Here is a 16,147-nt window from a genome sequence, read left to right as displayed (position 1 = left end):
GTGCTCCTACGTGCGAGAAACAGCCAGTTGGGTCAGCCGTGGGCGTAGGTGTTCCAGGAGGGGATGCCGGTCGCGCCGCTCGGGCCGGGGTGTGCCGTTTCCGGCGGAGGTGTCGACCGGGATGTTGACCACGCTGTCGGCGAAGGTCGGCTCACCCCGGTCCGCACGGGACCCGTCCGGCGCGATGACCCGGATCTTGTCCGGCACCTTGCGGACCGGCTCGCTGAAGGTGAGCACCACCTCGGCCGGCGCGCTGGGCACCACGGTCGAGGCGGCAGGGCTGCTGCTGGACAGCACCGCGTGGGCGCTGGCCGGGCTGGCCGGGGCGAGCAGCAGGGCGACGATGGTGACCAGCAGCCCGGCGGCGGCGGTGAACCGGGCGAATCGGCGGCGTAGGGCGGCAGACATGCCCGTCATGCTCGCCGACGACACCCGCTCCCGGCCACCCGCCCTCGACCGGACCGCGCCGTTCTCGCGCACAACCCGGCGCGCGGGAGCGGCGCCGCCGTCGCGCGCCACCGCGCGCACGTGTCCGGGGCCGGGGGTCATACGCGGGTAGTCGGCCGGAGCCTCGGGAAAGTTCCCAACGTGGTGCAGCACATGGAAGGGCCGAAGGACCCTGCTGCTCAGCGCACCGCCGCGTAACCTGAGTTGTCGTGATCCCCGCCCCGTGCGACACCTCCGCCGCCGACGACACCGGCGCGGCCGGCGGGCGCGCGACGGAGTTGACCATCGCGAGATCGGCCACCGCGGACTCGGCGACCAGCTGGGCGCTGGCAGCCCGGGATGGCGACCCGGCCGTCGGCGAGGCGTTGGCCCGGTGAACCGGAAGCTGCTCCGCTGGCTCGGGCTCGCCGTCCGGCTCGGGCTCGCCGCCGTCTGGCTGTACGCGGGCGGCTCGAAGGTCGGCGACCTGGCCGCCTCCGGCCGCGCGGTGCACGCCTACCAGGTGCTGCCGTACGACGCGTCGGTGGTGGTCGGAGCGGTGCTGCCCTTCGTCGAGCTGGCGCTGGGCGTACTGCTGCTGCTCGGGCTGGCCACCCGGCTGGCCGCTGGCTTCTCCGCGGCGCTGCTGCTGGTCTTCATCGCGGGCATCGTCTCGGCCTGGTCGCGGGGGCTGGCAATCGACTGCGGCTGCTTCGGCTCGGGTGGTGAGCTACCGGCGGGGCAGTCTCCCAGCTACCTCCCGGAGATCCTCCGGGACGTGGGCTTCCTGGCGCTGGCCGGGTTCCTGCTGATCTGGCCCCGCACCGCCGTCTCGTTGGACGGCGCGCTGACGGGCGAACCGGTGGAGGACAACGATGAGTAGTCGCAAGGGACGCAAGGACGCGGCCCGAGTGGTCCGGGAACAGATGGCTCGGGAACGACGTCGCAAACGGACGCTGTGGATCTCGGTCGGTGCGGTGGCGGTGCTGGTCATCGCCGGCCTGATCGGATGGAGCATCCAGTCGAGCCGGAAATCCGGGGAGTTCACCGCGCCGCCCGGGGCCAATCCCAGCGGCGACGGCATCGTGGTCGGCACCGGGCCGGTGACCGTGGACATCTACGAGGACTACCTCTGCCCCGCCTGCAAGCAGTTCGAGCAGACCAGCGGCGCCACCATCGACAAGCTGATCAGCGACGGCAAGGTGCGGGTGGTGTACCACCCGGTGGCCTACCTGAACCGCTTCTCCAGCACCGAGTACTCGACCCGCGCGTCGGCCGCGGCCGGCTGCGCCGCCGAGGGCGGCAAGTTCACCGAGTTCGGCAAGGCGCTGTTCGAGAAGCAACCGCCGGAGAACAGCGCCGGGCTGAGCAACGACGAGCTGATCGACATCGGCGCCGGAGTCGGGCTGAACCGCGACACCTTCGGCACCTGCGTCCGCGACGCGAAGTTCAAGCCGTGGACGGCGCACGTCACCGAGGAGGCGACCCGCGCCAACGTCACCGGCACGCCGACCATCCTGGTCAACGGCAAGCAGGTGAAGGAGTGGACGCCGGAGAACATCACCGCCGCCGTGGAGGCGGCCGGCAAGTGACCCGAGCCCTGCTGACCCGCGCCGGGCTGCTGCTGGCCGGCACGGTCACCACGATCCTGGCCACCGCCGCCCCCGCGCTCGCGCACGGTGCGGACGCGCCGAACGGCACCGACTACCGGGCCGAGGTCACCGCCGTGACCCCGGCCCGGCCGGAGCTTCGGGTACGGCTGGTCGAGGCGGGGGCCCGGCTGGAACTGACCAACACCGGCAGCGAGCCGGTCGAGGTGATCGGCTACTCGGGCGAGGCGTACCTGCGGGTCGGCCCGGACGGCGTGTTCGAGAACACCCGCTCGCCCGCCACCTACCTGAACCGGACCATCGCCGGGGACACCGTCCTGCCCGCCGAGGTCGACCCGGCCGCCGCGCCACAGTGGCGGCGGGTCGACGGTGGCACGACCGCCCGCTGGCACGACCAGCGGGCGCTGTGGCGCGAGTCGGGGCCGCCCGCGCAGGTCCGCGCCGCCCCCGACCGCGAGCACCGGGTACGCGACTGGGTGGTGCCGCTGCGCGCCGCGGACGGGCCGATGGAGATTCGCGGCACCCTGGACTGGGTGCCGCCGCCGGACGCGTACACCTGGTGGGTGGCGGTCACGCTCGGCGCGCTCGCGGTGGGTGCGGCCGGACTGCTGCCGGCGGCCTCGGCCCCGGGCAGGCGGGCGCTGGCCGGGCTCGGCGGGCTGCTGGTCGCCGGTGGGCTGGCGGCCGTGGTGCTCACCGTCGGGCGGGTGCTGGACGCCGGGGCCGAGGGAGTCGGCGGGGTGCTGGCCGGGCTGCTGACCGGCCCGGTGTGGGGGCTGCTGACCGGGCTCGGAGCGGTCGCCGCCGGCGGCTGGGCACTGACCCGTCGGGCCGGCGTCGACTTCGTGGTGGCGCTGGCCGGGGCGTGCCTGGCGCTGTTCGCCGGGGTGACCAACGCCGCCGCGTTCACCCGCGCCGTGCCCCCGGTGCCGTGGCCGGCCACCGCCGCCCGGGTGCTGGTCGTCCTGGTCGTCGTCGCCGGTGCCGGTGCGCTCGCCGCGGCCGCCCTGCGGCTGCACGCCACCGGCCGCACACCCGCGCCCACCGGCGGTTCCGGTCCGAGCACCCCGCTCAGCTCGGCCGACTACTCCCCGACCGGAGTGCGGCTGAACGGATAGGGCAGTTCGAGGCGGTGCCGGGCGAGCAGCGGCTCGTCGCCGAGGATCTGCCGGGTCGGCCCGTCGGCCACGATCCGGCCACCGTCGAGGATCACCGAGCGGTCGCAGAGTTCGAACGCGTACGGCAGGTCGTGGGTGACCATCAGCAGGGTCACCGGCAGGCCACGCAGGATGGCGGCCAGTTCCCGCCGGGCCGCCGGGTCGAGGTTCGACGACGGCTCGTCCAGCACCAGGATCTCCGGGCGCATGGCGAGCACGGTGGCCACCGCCACCCGGCGGCGCTGCCCGAAGGACAGGTGGTGCGGGGCCCGGTCCCGGTGCTCGGACATGCCCACCGCGGCCAGCGCCTCGTCCACCCGGGCGGCGAGTTCCGCGCCGCGCAGCCCGAGGTTGGCCGGCCCGAACGCCACGTCCTCGGCGACGGTGGGCAGGAAGAGCTGGTCGTCCGGGTCCTGGAAGACGATGCCCACCCGCCGGCGGATCTCGGCCAGGGTCGACCGGTCCGGGCCGACCGCCAGGCCGCCAACGGCGATGCTGCCCTCGGTGGCGGTGAGGATGCCGTTGAGGTGCAGCACCAACGTGGTCTTGCCGGCACCGTTCGGCCCGAGCAGGGCGACCCGCTCGCCCCGGGCCACCGTCAGGTCGACGCCGTGCAGGGCGAGGTGACCGTCGGGGTAGGCGTACCGGACGCCACGGACGTCCAGGCTGGGCGCGGTGGGTTGCACGTTACGAATCATGTCAGCACGGCGGCGGTAGCGGCGACGGTGCCCGCCAGGACCGGCACCGTGGCCGCGACCAGCCACTGCCCGGTCGTCGCCGCGCCACCGCCCTGCCACACCGCCGGCATCCGGCCGGTGTAGCCGCGCGACAGCATCGCCAGGTACACCCGCTCGCCCCGCTCGAAGGCCCGCAGGAACAGCGCCCCGACACCGGCGGCGAAGCCGCGCAACTGCCACAGGAAGCGCGGGTCGTCGCCGCGGGAGATCCGGGCGACCCGCATCCGGCGGGCCTCGCCGACCAGCACGTCCAGGTAGCGCAGCATGAACGTGGCGATCTGGGTCAGGATCTGCGGGCAGCGCAGCCGGTCCAGCCCGACGATCAGGTCGCGGGTGGTGGTGGTCGCGGCCAGCAGCAGCGACGCCCACACGCCCAGGGTGCCCTTGGCGATGATGTTCCAGGCGCCGTAGAGGCCGTCAGCGGACAGGCTCAGCCCGAGCACGTCCACCCGCTCGCCGGCGCCGAGGAACGGCAACGCGAACGCGAAGAGCACGAACGGTAGCTCGATCGTGGACCGGACGAGCAGCCACCGGGCGTTCACCCGGGCCAGCGCCGCGACGGCCGCGACCAGCAGGGCGTACGCGCCGAAGGCCCAGATCGCCTCGCGGGGGGTGGCGACCACGGCGACGGTGAAGGCCACCATCGCCGCGATCTTGACCTCGGGCGGCAGCCGGTGCACCGGCGAGTCGGCCTCGCGGTACAGCACGTGGGCGTGACCGGCTCCCATCCGCGCTACCCCTGGCCCGTGGCGGCGGTGCTCGGCTGGTCCGCGTCCCGCGACCCGGCGGCGTCCGGTGCCTCATCCGCGCCGCGCCGGCGGACCAGCCAGAACGCGCCGCCGGCCACGGCGAAGGTCAGCAGTACGCCGAGCACGCCGGACAAGCCGGTGGAGAGGAACTCGTTGTCGAGGCCGGCGATGCCGTAGTCGGCCAGCGGCCCGCCGATCTCGTGGTCCTTCGCCTGCTGTGCCGGGCAACTGCCGCCGGTGATCTCGTCGTCGGCGTCGAAGGTGCAGCCCTCCCGCAGCGAGGAGTCCAGCCCGTCCGGGTGCGACGAGGCGTAGTTGCTCACCACGCCGGCCAGCAGTAGCGCGACGAGCAGGCCGCCGACGATGAATCCCCAGGAACGCTTCCTCACCGGACACCTCCGACAGCCGGGACGGATGCCGGCGCGGCCGGCTTCAGGGCGCGCAGCGCGTACACCAGGTCGGGCCGGACCTTCGCCACGGTGACCACCGTGGTGGCCGTGATCAGGCCCTCGCCGATGCCGATGAACAGGTGGGACACGGCCATCGTCCCGGCCAGCCCGGCCAGGTTGCCGCCGAGGTCGGTGGTGCCGCCGAGCTGGTACTGCAACACGAAGCCCATCGCCGCGACGACCACGCTGACCAGCGCGGCGACGAAGGCGGTGACGGCCAGCCCGGCCGTGGTACGCGGCAGCACCCGCAGCAGCAGCGCGATCAGCAGGTACGCCACCGCGATGCCGATGACGGCCATGTTGGTGATGTTGAGCCCGAGCATGGCCACGCCGCCGTCGCCGAAGACGAGCGCCTGCACCGCCAGCACCACGGCGACGCAGAGCGCGCCGACCCAGGGGCCGACCAGCATGGCGGCGAGCGCGCCACCGAGCAGGTGGCCACTCACGCCGGCGGTGAAGATCGGGAAGTTGAGCATCTGCACGGCGAAGATGAAGGCGGCGACCAGGCCGGCCATCGGCGCCAGCCGGTCGTCCAGGTCCTGCCGGCCGCGCATGACGCAGAACGCCATCGCCGCCAGCGCGATCACCGCGAAGATCGCGGCGACGGGACCGTTGATGATCCCGTTCGAGATGTGCATCGCCAGGGTTTCCACGCGACCTCCCACGCGTCGGCGGGCCCATCCTCGCCGGCAGGGGTGAGCGTATTTCCCGCACCATGCTGTTGCCAATACCTGGCAACAGGGATGGCGTTGATCACTCTGACCTGGTCAGCGGCCTCGACAGCGGTGGATGACCGGCACGAGTCCGGCTGTTTACCGGCACGGGTCCGAAGGCTTACGGACGTGGATCTGAGGCGGGCGCGCGGCGCTGACGGTGGGCCCGGTCCGGGCGGCGGTAGGGTCGACCCATGACCGCACCCGCTCGCCTCTCCCCCGGTGACCCGGCGCCCGAGTTCACCCTCCCCACCGACGCCGGCGGGCAGCTCACCCTGGCCGACCTGCGCGGCCGCAAGGTCATCCTGTACGCATACCCGGCCGCGATGACCCCCGGCTGCACCAAGCAGGCGTGCGACTTCCGCGACTCGCTGGCCTCGCTGCAGGCGGCCGGCTACGAGGTGGTCGGCATCTCGCCGGACAAGCCGGAGAAGCTCGCGAAGTTCCGCGAACGCGACGCGATCACCTTCCCGCTGGTCGCCGACGCCGACAAGGCGGTGCTGACCGCGTACGGGGCGTACGGCGAGAAGCAGTCGTACGGCCGCACGGTGACCGGGGTGATCCGCTCGACGTTCGTCATCGACGAGGACGGCAAGATCGAGCGGGCGCTCTACAACGTCAAGGCCACCGGCCACGTCGCCAAGCTCCGCCGCGACCTCGGTCTGGACTGAGTTGTCGTACCGGTCCACTACGGTGCGTCTGTGGTCCGGTACCGGTACACGCCCGAGGCGCTCGGCCAAGCGGCCGCCGCCGCCCGAAGCGTCACAGAGGTAATGCGACTGCTCGGGGTACGCGTGAGCGGCGGGTCGCACGCGCACATCAGCCGACAGCTCAAACGCTTCGGCGTGGACACCTCACACGGCTACGGCAAGGTGTCAGCCATACTCCGGAGTGCCGGGCTGAACCAGTCGCGGCCCGACGTTCTAGACTCTTGAGGCTGGCGGGAGTGGCGTAACAGGCAGCCGCGCAGGTCTTAGGAACCTGTGTCCGTGAGGACGTGGGGGTTCGAATCCCCTCTCCCGCACCGATGAACGGCCTGGTCGATGCGTTCCGGTTGTTCCGGTCCCGCCTGTGGTACGTGCACCCGAGGTTCCCCGATGACCTGTCGGCCTCGTCACGATCGCGGGTGGCGAGGATATCCGGCGGGCCAGGATGACGGCGTGAGCCTGCGCTTCGTCCTCGATCCTGAGCTGACCCCCGAGCTGCGGGCGCGGATCGTCGCGCTCTGGGTCGACGTCACCAACGCCGGTGGTGCGGTCGGCTTCGTGGCACCGGTCACCGCCGAGAAGGTACGCACGATCGCCGACCCGACGCTGGCCGGTATCGCGGACGGCCCGGACCGGCTGCTGCTCGGCTACGACGACGACCGACTCGTGGCCATGGCGATCTTCACCGATCCACGCTTCCATCTGAAGACGCACCTGCGCGTACTCACCCGGGTGATGATCCACCCCGACACCCAGGGCCGCGGCTACGGCGAGGCGCTGATGCGCGAGGCCGAGCGGGTCGCTCGTGGCCTCGGGCTGGCGGCGCTGCACGTGACCGTACGGGACGGGCTGGGGCTGGACCGGTTCTACCGCCGCCTCGGGTACCGCGAGGTGGGACGGTGGCCCGGGGCGCTGCGGGTCGCTCCCGGCGACGACCGCGACGAGATCCTCATGTGGCTCGGCCTGGCCGGGCAGCGGCACGACCAGGACCACGCCGCCGCCGGCTGAACTCCAGGCCCACACTCTCCCGTGAAGGCGATTTCACACAGACATATTCATGTCTGTGTGAAATCAGCATCGCGGGGGACACACACCCCCGACGAAGGACAACCGGCAACCGATCCGGTGCCGGGCGAGCGATCCGTCAGCCGCCGCAGCCGGACGATGACGCTACCGGCGGAAGCCCCGCGGCGTCATTGGTCGCCGCGGCGGTGGCCACCGCGTCGACGGGTGCCGCGCTCGTGGCGGACGGTGTCGGTCGGGCCGTCACGCTGGCGCTCGGCTTCGGGCTGGCCGACGGCGATCGGGGCGGGCTTGTCGTCGGCCGGGACGGCGTCGTCGACTCACCTGAGGCGGCGCCGTACATCCGGACCGTGCTGCGCTGGACCTGGCCGGGGGTCATCCGGACGCCGGTGGCGGTGACCCGGTGGCCCCGGGTGTCGGTGACCCGGATCTGGTACGGGCCGGGACCGGCGCCGGAGGCGATCAGCCAGTAGTTGTAGCTTTCCCGGTTGGCCGCCCGCCAGGCACCCGAGCTGCCCTGGCGTACCTCGACCGAGCGCAGCGGGTTGCCGTGGTTGGCGACCAGGACGGCGAACCACCACTGCGAGGCGCCCTCCTTGATCCGGAAGGCGAGCGGGCCGGCGAGCGGCGGGTCGCCCACCAGGCGGTAGCTGACGCCGACGACGCCCTGCACCGGATCGGCGATCCGGGCGAACGCCTCCTTGGACAGGTCGAGGTGGCCCGGGGCGCACTCCGGGCACTGGTCCATGACCATGACCCGCACGCTGCCCTTCGGCCCGGTCACGTCGAGGTATCCGCCGCAGGCGGCGCCGTCGGCGTACTCGCTGGGGCCAAGCGCGACATAGAGCCGGTCGGCGGGCGCGGCGGGATAGGAGCAGTTCCCACCCGCACCCTTCGAGTCGTAGAAGGTGGCCTTGCCCTTGTGGAGGGCGCCCGCGGCGGGCGGGGCGAGCAGTGCGCCGGCGGCCGGCAGCGCGGAGCCGGGCCGGGCCGGGCCGGCGCAGGCGGGCGCGGCACCCGAGCGCAGCGCGAGGGTGAGCCCGAGGACTGTGGCAAGGGTGGCCACGGCCCCGCCGGCCAGCCAGCGGCCTAGCTGGGAACGCCTGACTACTGCCCGGCCGGTGGGGCCGTCGGTACCGTCGGTCACGCGGACAGATGCTGCCGGACGGCGATCAGGTCGGACAAGCGAGCTAAGCGAAAGCTAAGACGGATTCGGTCATGGTCGGTCGGTCAGCTCCACCGGGTCGCCGAGCCGCACCCGGCCGGACTCCAACGGGATGACGTTCAGCCCGAACAGGAGCTGGCGGCCGATGTTCCGGTGCCGGGCCAGGGTGCGCAACGGTTCCCGGCCGCGTACCCCGGTCTCCTGGTCGGTGGTGGTGACCAGGCAGCGGGCCGACGGGTTGGCGGCCTGGAAGCGGACGCCACCGATGCGCAGCGGCCGGCCGGCCCAGCCGTCCTCCGCCCAGGCGGGGGCACCGTCGATCACCAGGTTGGGCCGGAACCGGGCCATCGGCACCGGTTCCGCGCCGGCCGCGGCCAGCCAGTCGCCGAGCGCGGCCAGCGACGCGGTACTGGTAAGCAGCACCGGGTACGCGTCGGCGAAGCTGACGCGGTCGCCGGGGTCGTACTCCTTGCGGCCGCGCTCGACGTGCCGGGTCGGCTCGGCGAGCCAGACCAGCCGGACCGGCCGGTCGACCACCTTGCCGAGCCAGTCGTCGGCGGCCGGACCGGCGGGCAGCGCGTCGACCCGAAGCAGGCGCCGGCGGAAGGTACGGACCTGGACCGGGGCGACCCCGGCCGGCTCGGTCACCACCAGGTCGGGGTGCCCGTCGGCGCGCAGCAGCAACCCGTCGGGGCCCGGACGGGCGCGGACCCGGACCAGGGCGGTGGTCTCGCGCTGGGTGACGCCGACGCCGTCGGCGTCGACCACCATCCAGCGCCGGTCGCCGTCGAGCCCCCACGGCTGCACCCCGGCCGCGTCGTGATGGAGCCCGCGACAACCCTTGATCGGGTATGTGTTGATCTCGCTCAGCTGCACCCGGCTACCATGCCACGCCGATACCGTCCCCCGGATACCAGTGGTTGGCCGGGGTCTCCCGGTAGGCGAGGAACCGCCGGCCGGTGCGCTCGGCGTGCTCGGCCAGCACGTTGGTGTGGGTGACGTTGTCGGTGAGCAGCATCGCCCCGGGGGCCAGCTTCGGCTCCACGGCGTCGAACTCGCGCCGCTCGTACTTCCGGCTGTGGTCGCTGTCGTGCAGGAACAGGTCGACCGGCCGGTCCAACTCGGTGATCGACTCGACCGAGTCGCCGATGACCAGGTCGATCACCTCGGACCAGGGGGCGACCCGGGCGAGGTAGCCGGCCTCGGGGTTGATGTCGATGGAGCTGACCCGGCCCGGGTGCCCCTCGGCGGCGTTGCGCAGCAGCGCGGCGGCCAGCACGCAACTGCCGAGCCCCTTGTCCACGCCGGTCTCCACGATGTGCTGGGGCCGGCGGGCGCGGACGATCGCGTACCAGCCGATCCGGCGGGCGTACCGGACCTGCTTGTCGGCCAGGCCGCGACGCGCGGCGCCGGCGGTGGCCGAGGCGATGTGCTGCCGCAGCACGTCGTCCGACTCGATCTCCGCGAGGTACCCGCGGACCTGCTTCACCGGCAGGTCGCAGACCACGCTGACGAACCAGGCGAGGTGGCTGCGGCTGAGCTTGGTCAGCTCGTACGTGTAGTTGTGATGCTCCCGCGAGGCGACCAGCCAGCGGGCCGAGGTGCGCAGCACCTTGGCGTCGTGACGGGCCACCGCGACCAGGCGTTTCGGGAAAGCGGCGACGGGTGCGAGGCGGGTACGGGCGATGGCCCGACGCAGCTTGATGGCGTCCACGGCAGCGTTCTACCAGACCGCGGGAAACATGTGGGTAACAAACGGGGGTAGATCGATTCGCGCACGTCCAGACATCCGGCCCGGCGTCCCTTTTCGGCCGGGCCAGGAAACGCGAACGGAACGGAAGGGGGAATGCGAGCGGCAGGTCGAAATCAGTAGCATTCCCCCCATGCGCCAACACCACGGGGATGTCGAGCCCGAGACCTTGTTCCTGGACAGGCCGGCGACAGGGCAGGCGGACGCTGATGAACAGCCGACGCCGGAGAATCCGCGACGGCGACGCCGGTGGCGGCGAATCGCACTGATCAGCTTCCTGGTGGTGGTGCTGCTGGGTGGCGCCGGCATGATCGCCGGCGGGCTGTACTACCGTTCGGTCGAGTCCGGCATCGATCGGGTCGACGCCTTCGAAGGCATCCCGGAGGAGTCCCGCCCACAGGTCGTGGCCGCGGACGCCATGAACATCATGCTCCTGGGCAGCGACTCCCGCGATCCGGAGAACACCTCCGGCTCCCGCACCGACACGATCATCCTGGCCCACCTTCCCGCGGACCGGTCGAGCGCCCAGCTCATCTCGATCCCGCGTGACACCTGGGTCAGTGTGCCCAGGTCGGCACAGGGCCGGGGAGGCCGGGACGCGAAGATCAACGCGGCGTTCGCGTGGGGCGGCGTCCCGCTGATGGTGCAGACGGTCGAGAAGTTCACCGGCGTCCGCGTCGACCACGTGACGATGATCGACTTCGCCGGTTTCAAGGAGATCGTGGACGCCCTCGGTGGCGTCGAGATCACCGTCGACAAGGGCTTCACCTCGCGGCACTCGCTGAACCCGGACGGTCGGCGGGAGTTCGTCGCGGGCAAGCAGACGATGGACGGGGCCGCCGCGCTGGACTACGCCCGCGAGCGGTACGCCTTCGCCGACGGGGACTTCACCCGCATCAAGCACCAGCAGCAGGTCATCAAGGCGATTCTGGACAAGGCCGCCTCCGGTGGCACGCTGAGCAGCCCCACCAAGCTGAACTCGTTCGTACGGGCCACTGCGGACTCCGTGGCGGTGGACGAGTCGATGTCCCTGGTGGATTTCGCGATGCAGCTGCGCCATCTACGCGGCGGCAACCTCGACTTCTTCACCTGCCCGACGAAGGGGACGGGCCGGATCGGCACCGAGAGCGTCGTGCTGGCCGACACGGCGAAGGCCAAGGTGCTCTTCGACGCGGTCCGCCGCGACTCGGTGCCCGAGATCGTGGCCGCCGCAAAGTAGGAAGGGGAACTGCCTTGCCGACTATGGTGGACGGCCTCGCCCGATCGTATCCTGCGGTCGCCCTCTGAGTCTTGTTGCGCGGCTGAGGGCTCACGGGGGGAGCGCTAACAATGTCGAGCAAACCGGCTACGAGTCATCCTGCGGCCTCGCCGCACATCGGCGGGCTGGCGGAACAGCGGATGGCGCTGCTGCACGGCACCGCCGAGAACGAGACTCTCCTGGCGGCGTCGTCCGCTGCGGTGGCCAGCGATCCTCAGCCCCCCGCCACCCTTGACGGTCTCGGCACCACCGCCGTCCTGCCGTACCCCCGGTCCCCGGCGTCGACGCGCACGCGATGGCTGCGAGCGTGGATGATGACGCTGCCCATCGACGCCGTCGCACTGCTCACCCCGTTGGCGTTGAGCCAGACGTACTGGCGCGGGACGCTGGCCAACGCGGTGCTCACCGTGGCCATCTTCGCGGCCGGCGGGCTCTACCGGCCTCGCCGGCACGTGAGCATCCTCGACGAGTTGCCGGGCCTCGGCGGCCGGCTGCTGGCCTCGGCGGCGGTGGTGGCCATCATCGCGGCCGAGCGACACTCCTCTGTGGAGTACGTCAGCGGCTTCATGCGGGGTGTCGCACTCTCGGCCGCGCTGGTGATCGTCGGCCGAACGCTCAGCCGCGCCCTCACCATCCTCGTACGCAAGCGCCGGTGGGTGGAGCACAACGCCATCATCATCGGCAGCGGGCCCATCGGGCTCGAACTCGCCCGGATGCTGCGCCGCTACCCGCGCTACGGTCTGCGGTTCGTCGGTTGCGTGGACGCACCGTCGCAGCAGGACACCGGCGCACTCTCGCTCAGCGGCAGCCTCGACGACCTCGACCATCTCGTGCGACTGCTGGACTGCGAGGTCCTGGTCATCGCCGACCCGGAATGCTCCGAGTCCACTCTCATGGAGACCCTGCTGCGTCCCCGCAGCTCGCGCTGCGACCTCTGGGCCGTGCCGCGCCTGTGGGGCTCCCGCTCCCAGGGCGGATACCCCGACCACATCGGGGCCATCCCGATCGTCAAGATTGGTGACATCACGTTCTCCGGGCCGAGGTGGGCCATCAAGCGGGCCTCCGACATGTTGTTCGCCGCGGTCGCGCTGGTCGTGCTGAGTCCGGTGCTGCTGCTCTGCGCCATCGCCACGTTCATCGACGGCGGCCCCGGCATCTTCTTCCGGCAGGAGCGGATCGGGCGGTACGGCAAGCCCTTCAAGGTCATCAAGTTCCGGTCGATGCGGCCGATGGACGAGGAGGAGTCGCAGACCAAGTGGTCCATCGCGGACGACCACCGGGTTGGCCTGATCGGCCGGTTCATGCGCCGCACGTCGCTGGACGAGCTGCCCCAGCTGTGGAACATCCTGCGCGGCGACATGAGCGTGGTCGGGCCGCGACCGGAGCGGCCGTTCTTCGTCGAGAAATTCTCGGCGGAGTACCCGAACTACGCGGCGCGCCACCGGGTTCCCGTCGGGCTCACCGGGCTGGCGCAGGTCAGCGGCCTGCGGGGCGACACGCCGATCTCCGACCGGGCGCGGTTCGACAACTACTACATCGAGAACTGGTCACTCTGGCTCGACATCAAGGTCGTGCTGCGTACCGTCGCGGAGGTGTTCCGTGGCGGTGGCCGCTGACCGGCTGCTCGGCTAGGCGTTGGGTTACCGGACCTGCGCCGGCGGCAGCGGCTCGTCCAGCGCAACGGCACGCAACACCTGTGCGTGGCCGGCCAGGGACTCGTCCGGTGAGAACAGGCTGATCGCCTCGTCGCGCAGGTGCTGACGGGAGGCGGCCCACGCCGCACGTTCGCGGACCATCGAAGACATCGCCGAGGCCAGTTCCGCGCGATTCTCCTGCGCCCGGTATCTGAGGTCGTTGATCACCTGCCAGTCCACCAGTTCGGCTTTTCCGGCCGGATTGGCGACCAGGTGCCCTCGTTGGCCTCCCCCCAACTGCTCCCGGGCCCCGCCGACGTCGGTCAGCACGACGGGAACCCCGGCCGCCAGGGCCTCCATCGACGCCAGGGACCAGCCTTCGAAGAAGGAGTCGAGGACGAAGGCATCCGCCGCCGCCAGCAGGGCCAACGGATTGGCACAGTGGCCACGGAGATGGATGCGTTCGGCAGCCGGCAGAGACGCGGCGAGCTGCCGGGTCTGCTCGTAGTACAGCAGGTCGTCGTTGGCCCGCCCCGCGATCAGCAGGTGGGCCTCCGGATGCTCGCCCGCCACCTCAGCGAAGGCCGTCACCAGACCGAACGTGTTCTTCTGCAGGCAGTACCGGGCCAGCGAGACGAACAGGAACTCCTCGGTCAGCCCCAGGGCGACGCGGGCCTGCTCTCGATCCACAAGGCGCACCCGCGAACCGTCCACACCGTTCGGCACGGTGACAAGGCGGTCGCCGGGATAGGTCGGGTTGCGCGCGAGGTACTGCTGACGAACGAGATCGCTCACCGCGACCTGCGCGGAGATGTGCCGCGCCCGCCGCCGTTCCGGCACCCAGGAGTCGGGGTGATACAGGCGGTGCATGTCATGCAGCGTCTCCACCCACGGAACGCCGAGTTCGGCAGCCACGTCGAGCAGCCAGTTGTCGGCGTTGTGCGCGCTGATCACATCGGGTTGCCACGAACGCATCCAGGTCGCGGCCTCGGCGGGGGTAAGCAACTGCGTCGCGACCCCTTCGGCCGCAAGAGCTCGGGCGAGCCGGCCGCCCTCGCCCTCCTGCCCGGGCAGCCGCGTGCCTGAGTAGACGACCACGGTTTCGAAGCCGTGGGACGGAAGCCGCCGGGCGAGGAACGCGGCGACCTCCTCCGCACCCCCGACGTCGAGGACGCTCGCGGCGATGGCGCATCGCACCGGCTGACGCCCGGTGACCTCGGTCGGGCGCGGTGGCACCGAAGGAAGGGTTTCGACGCTGACCGGCCGGAGTGCTTCCAGGTCGCCGACGCCTCGGCCGGGAACCAGCGGGACGGACCAGTCCTCGCTCGGTCCTGAAGTGCCGGCGTCGGGTTTGGTGAACCGTCGGAGAGTACGCCCGCCAAGCCGGCGCAGCGGCGCCGGGACGACATGTGCCTGACGCTGAGCCCAGAGGGCGAGCCGCAACGCACGTGGCGGTGTGTTGGTCATTCAGCTGCCCTTCCGCGGACCTCAGCTGGCGGTCTCACTCGGCATCGACGGTGGGGGCCCGGTTCGCCGATCGTGTCGGTCCCCACTCAGGAAGACCGGCACGAGTATTCCGGCCGCGATGCCCGTCACCAACGGCCACCGGCTCGTCTCGGACAGGAATGGAGCGGTCATCAGACACGGCGGTGCGATCAGGCAGAACGCGGCCGCCGCGCGAGCGACGACATCGCTTGCCGAATTACGAAGGCGTGCCAGTGCCATCAGGCCAACAACCATGAAGAACAGGACCACCAGCACCGGCGCTGCCGGCCCGTACCGCAGCCAGTCCTGCAGCAGTTGGTTGTGCACGTAGACCCGCTCGGCCTGGTGGGCGGCGAGACCCGAGATCTGCGGCGCGAGCGGGCCCACGCCGGTCCAGAAGTTCGCCCGTACGTGCTCCCACCCGATCTTAAGATCGCCGAGGTGGCCGCTTGTCGAAGCCGCCTGGTGGTCGGCGCTCGCCTGCCCGGGTGCCGGCGTCGGTGTGCCGGGTTCGGCCGGCGGGCTGGTCGGCTCCGGCGAGGGTTGCTGCTCGGATGGCTGCGGTGCACCGGACGACACGGCCGGCTCGCCGGTCACGGCCGGACGACTCGTCGCCGGCGCTGCGCTCGTCGCAGGCGCAGAACTCGCCGGCGGGGCGCTCGTTGCCGGCGGTTCACTGGCTGCCGGCGGTTCACTGGCTGCCGGCGCTGCACTGGTCGGGGCTGCTGCGCCGCTACCGAGTTCGAAGCTTCCCGCACTGCGCAGGCCGACATCCGCGGCGAGACCCGGTGCGGCGAACACCACCGCCGCCACCACGAGGCCCGCGAACGCGAGTTGCTGGACCATCCGCCCCCAACGCGACCAGGCGACCACGAAAGCGGCGATGACGACGATCAGGGCCGCGAGCCAGACGCTCCGGCGAAAGCTGATGACGATCAGCAATGACGCCGCAACGGCCACGACCATGTGCTGCCAGTCCCAGCGCCACCCGGTGTACCCGAGCATCCCGATGAACACCGCCGCCGCGATCGCGGGCAGCGCCGAATCGTAGTAGACGAAGTAGGCGCTCAGCCGTTCGTCGGCGATCTCCCCGAGGGGGATGGCGACCGCCGCCGCGACGAGCAGGCCGGTCAGGGCCACCCCGACCGTCAGGGGAAGCGACTTCCGATCGTCGGGCAGCCGCCGCAGGCTCAGCCCGATGATGAGCACCCTGCGCTACCCGGGTGAGCTGCACTTCGACGCCCACTTCGAGGTGGTCACCCCGACGGCGACGCTGTACGCGGC

Annotated in this window: 17 protein-coding genes, 1 tRNA gene and 2 pseudogenes; 10 read left to right on the top strand and 10 right to left on the bottom strand. The window is 71.7% G+C overall.

Annotated elements, in window-relative coordinates; all coding sequences use genetic code 11:
• Positions 1-90 precede the first annotated feature (90 nt).
• Positions 91-417, bottom strand: a pseudogene (locus tag AB0M52_RS16155) (copper resistance protein CopC); the annotation flags it as partial.
• Between the two features lie 239 nt (positions 418-656).
• On the opposite strand from AB0M52_RS16155, the gene AB0M52_RS16150 reads away from it, so the two are divergent.
• Genes AB0M52_RS16150 through AB0M52_RS16135 form a run of 4 tightly spaced genes read left to right on the top strand, consistent with a single transcriptional unit; the run spans position 657 to position 3,154 of the window.
• On the top strand, positions 657-824 hold the full coding sequence (locus AB0M52_RS16150) for a hypothetical protein (RefSeq protein ID WP_363953897.1): 168 nt from the start codon (positions 657-659) through the stop codon (positions 822-824).
• Positions 821-1,309 carry a MauE/DoxX family redox-associated membrane protein gene (locus tag AB0M52_RS16145; RefSeq protein WP_363953895.1) on the top strand — a complete coding sequence of 163 codons (489 nt, stop codon included), beginning with the start codon at positions 821-823 and terminating at the stop codon, positions 1,307-1,309. The genes AB0M52_RS16150 and AB0M52_RS16145 overlap by 4 nt, the downstream gene beginning before the upstream one ends.
• A complete protein-coding gene (locus tag AB0M52_RS16140) occupies positions 1,302-2,018 on the top strand; it encodes a thioredoxin domain-containing protein (RefSeq protein ID WP_363953893.1) in 717 nt (238 codons plus the stop codon). Before AB0M52_RS16145 ends, AB0M52_RS16140 begins: the two co-directional genes overlap by 8 nt.
• Positions 2,015-3,154, top strand: coding sequence for a hypothetical protein (locus tag AB0M52_RS16135; protein WP_363953891.1), 1,140 nt, complete (start codon positions 2,015-2,017; stop codon positions 3,152-3,154). The genes AB0M52_RS16140 and AB0M52_RS16135 overlap by 4 nt, the downstream gene beginning before the upstream one ends.
• Here AB0M52_RS16135 and AB0M52_RS16130 read toward each other — a convergent pair.
• From AB0M52_RS16130 to AB0M52_RS16115, 4 genes are read right to left on the bottom strand one after another with little or no spacing between them, the layout of a single operon-like run.
• Positions 3,121-3,891 (bottom strand): ABC transporter ATP-binding protein, encoded by a 771-nt coding sequence (locus tag AB0M52_RS16130; RefSeq protein WP_363953889.1) that lies wholly within the window; start codon positions 3,889-3,891, stop codon positions 3,121-3,123. The genes AB0M52_RS16135 and AB0M52_RS16130 overlap by 34 nt on opposite strands.
• Positions 3,888-4,658, bottom strand: a complete 771-nt coding sequence (cbiQ, locus tag AB0M52_RS16125) for a cobalt ECF transporter T component CbiQ (protein WP_363953887.1) — start codon at positions 4,656-4,658, stop codon at positions 3,888-3,890. The genes AB0M52_RS16130 and cbiQ overlap by 4 nt, the downstream gene beginning before the upstream one ends.
• A gap of 5 nt (positions 4,659-4,663) precedes the next feature.
• Positions 4,664-5,068: a PDGLE domain-containing protein gene (locus tag AB0M52_RS16120; protein ID WP_363953885.1), complete on the bottom strand. Its 405-nt coding sequence runs from the start codon at positions 5,066-5,068 to the stop codon at positions 4,664-4,666.
• Positions 5,065-5,781: an energy-coupling factor ABC transporter permease gene (locus AB0M52_RS16115; protein WP_363953883.1), complete on the bottom strand. Its 717-nt coding sequence runs from the start codon at positions 5,779-5,781 to the stop codon at positions 5,065-5,067. The genes AB0M52_RS16120 and AB0M52_RS16115 overlap by 4 nt, the downstream gene beginning before the upstream one ends.
• A gap of 254 nt (positions 5,782-6,035) precedes the next feature.
• On the opposite strand from AB0M52_RS16115, the gene bcp reads away from it, so the two are divergent.
• From bcp to AB0M52_RS16100, 3 genes are all read left to right on the top strand, one after another.
• Complete coding sequence (gene bcp / locus AB0M52_RS16110; protein ID WP_363953881.1) at positions 6,036-6,512, top strand: thioredoxin-dependent thiol peroxidase; 477 nt, start codon at positions 6,036-6,038, stop codon at positions 6,510-6,512.
• A 269-nt stretch (positions 6,513-6,781) separates the two neighbouring features.
• A tRNA-Leu gene (locus AB0M52_RS16105) sits at positions 6,782-6,865 on the top strand.
• A gap of 136 nt (positions 6,866-7,001) precedes the next feature.
• The gene (locus AB0M52_RS16100; RefSeq protein WP_363953879.1) at positions 7,002-7,556 is read left to right on the top strand and encodes a GNAT family N-acetyltransferase; all 555 of its coding nucleotides are present in this window, start codon (positions 7,002-7,004) and stop codon (positions 7,554-7,556) included.
• 136 nt (positions 7,557-7,692) lie between these two features.
• Here AB0M52_RS16100 and AB0M52_RS16095 read toward each other — a convergent pair whose 3' ends face one another.
• The 3 genes from AB0M52_RS16095 to AB0M52_RS16085 form a co-directional block, all read right to left on the bottom strand.
• Entirely contained in the window at positions 7,693-8,718 is a 1,026-nt protein-coding gene (locus tag AB0M52_RS16095; RefSeq protein ID WP_363953877.1) for an expansin EXLX1 family cellulose-binding protein, read from the bottom strand.
• 69 nt (positions 8,719-8,787) lie between these two features.
• Complete coding sequence (locus AB0M52_RS16090) at positions 8,788-9,612, bottom strand: MOSC N-terminal beta barrel domain-containing protein (RefSeq protein WP_363953875.1); 825 nt, start codon at positions 9,610-9,612, stop codon at positions 8,788-8,790.
• 4 nt (positions 9,613-9,616) lie between these two features.
• Positions 9,617-10,450, bottom strand: a complete 834-nt coding sequence (locus tag AB0M52_RS16085) for a class I SAM-dependent methyltransferase (RefSeq protein WP_363953873.1) — start codon at positions 10,448-10,450, stop codon at positions 9,617-9,619.
• Between the two features lie 343 nt (positions 10,451-10,793).
• Between AB0M52_RS16085 and AB0M52_RS16080 the strand changes: the two genes are divergently transcribed.
• Together AB0M52_RS16080 and AB0M52_RS16075 are read left to right on the top strand one after the other, a co-directional pair.
• Positions 10,794-11,705 (top strand): LCP family protein, encoded by a 912-nt coding sequence (locus AB0M52_RS16080; RefSeq protein WP_363953899.1) that lies wholly within the window; start codon positions 10,794-10,796, stop codon positions 11,703-11,705.
• 110 nt (positions 11,706-11,815) lie between these two features.
• Positions 11,816-13,360, top strand: a complete 1,545-nt coding sequence (locus AB0M52_RS16075; RefSeq protein ID WP_363953871.1) for a sugar transferase — start codon at positions 11,816-11,818, stop codon at positions 13,358-13,360.
• Between the two features lie 24 nt (positions 13,361-13,384).
• Here the strand turns inward: AB0M52_RS16075 and AB0M52_RS16070 are convergent, their stop codons facing one another.
• Together AB0M52_RS16070 and AB0M52_RS16065 are read right to left on the bottom strand one after the other, a co-directional pair.
• Complete coding sequence (locus AB0M52_RS16070; protein WP_363953869.1) at positions 13,385-14,614, bottom strand: glycosyltransferase; 1,230 nt, start codon at positions 14,612-14,614, stop codon at positions 13,385-13,387.
• Between the two features lie 252 nt (positions 14,615-14,866).
• Positions 14,867-16,003 carry a hypothetical protein gene (locus AB0M52_RS16065; RefSeq protein WP_363953867.1) on the bottom strand — a complete coding sequence of 379 codons (1,137 nt, stop codon included), beginning with the start codon at positions 16,001-16,003 and terminating at the stop codon, positions 14,867-14,869.
• A gap of 64 nt (positions 16,004-16,067) precedes the next feature.
• Between AB0M52_RS16065 and AB0M52_RS16060 the strand changes: the two are divergent.
• Positions 16,068-16,147 (top strand): annotated as a pseudogene (locus AB0M52_RS16060) (DUF6004 family protein); the annotation flags it as partial.

This window comes from Micromonospora sp. NPDC051296 (assembly GCF_040682255.1).
In the GTDB taxonomy this organism is placed as follows: Bacteria; Actinomycetota; Actinomycetes; order Mycobacteriales; family Micromonosporaceae; genus Micromonospora; species Micromonospora craterilacus.
The sequence above is the reverse complement of the archived record's forward strand: the minus strand, read 5'-3'. Positions and strand labels throughout refer to the sequence as shown.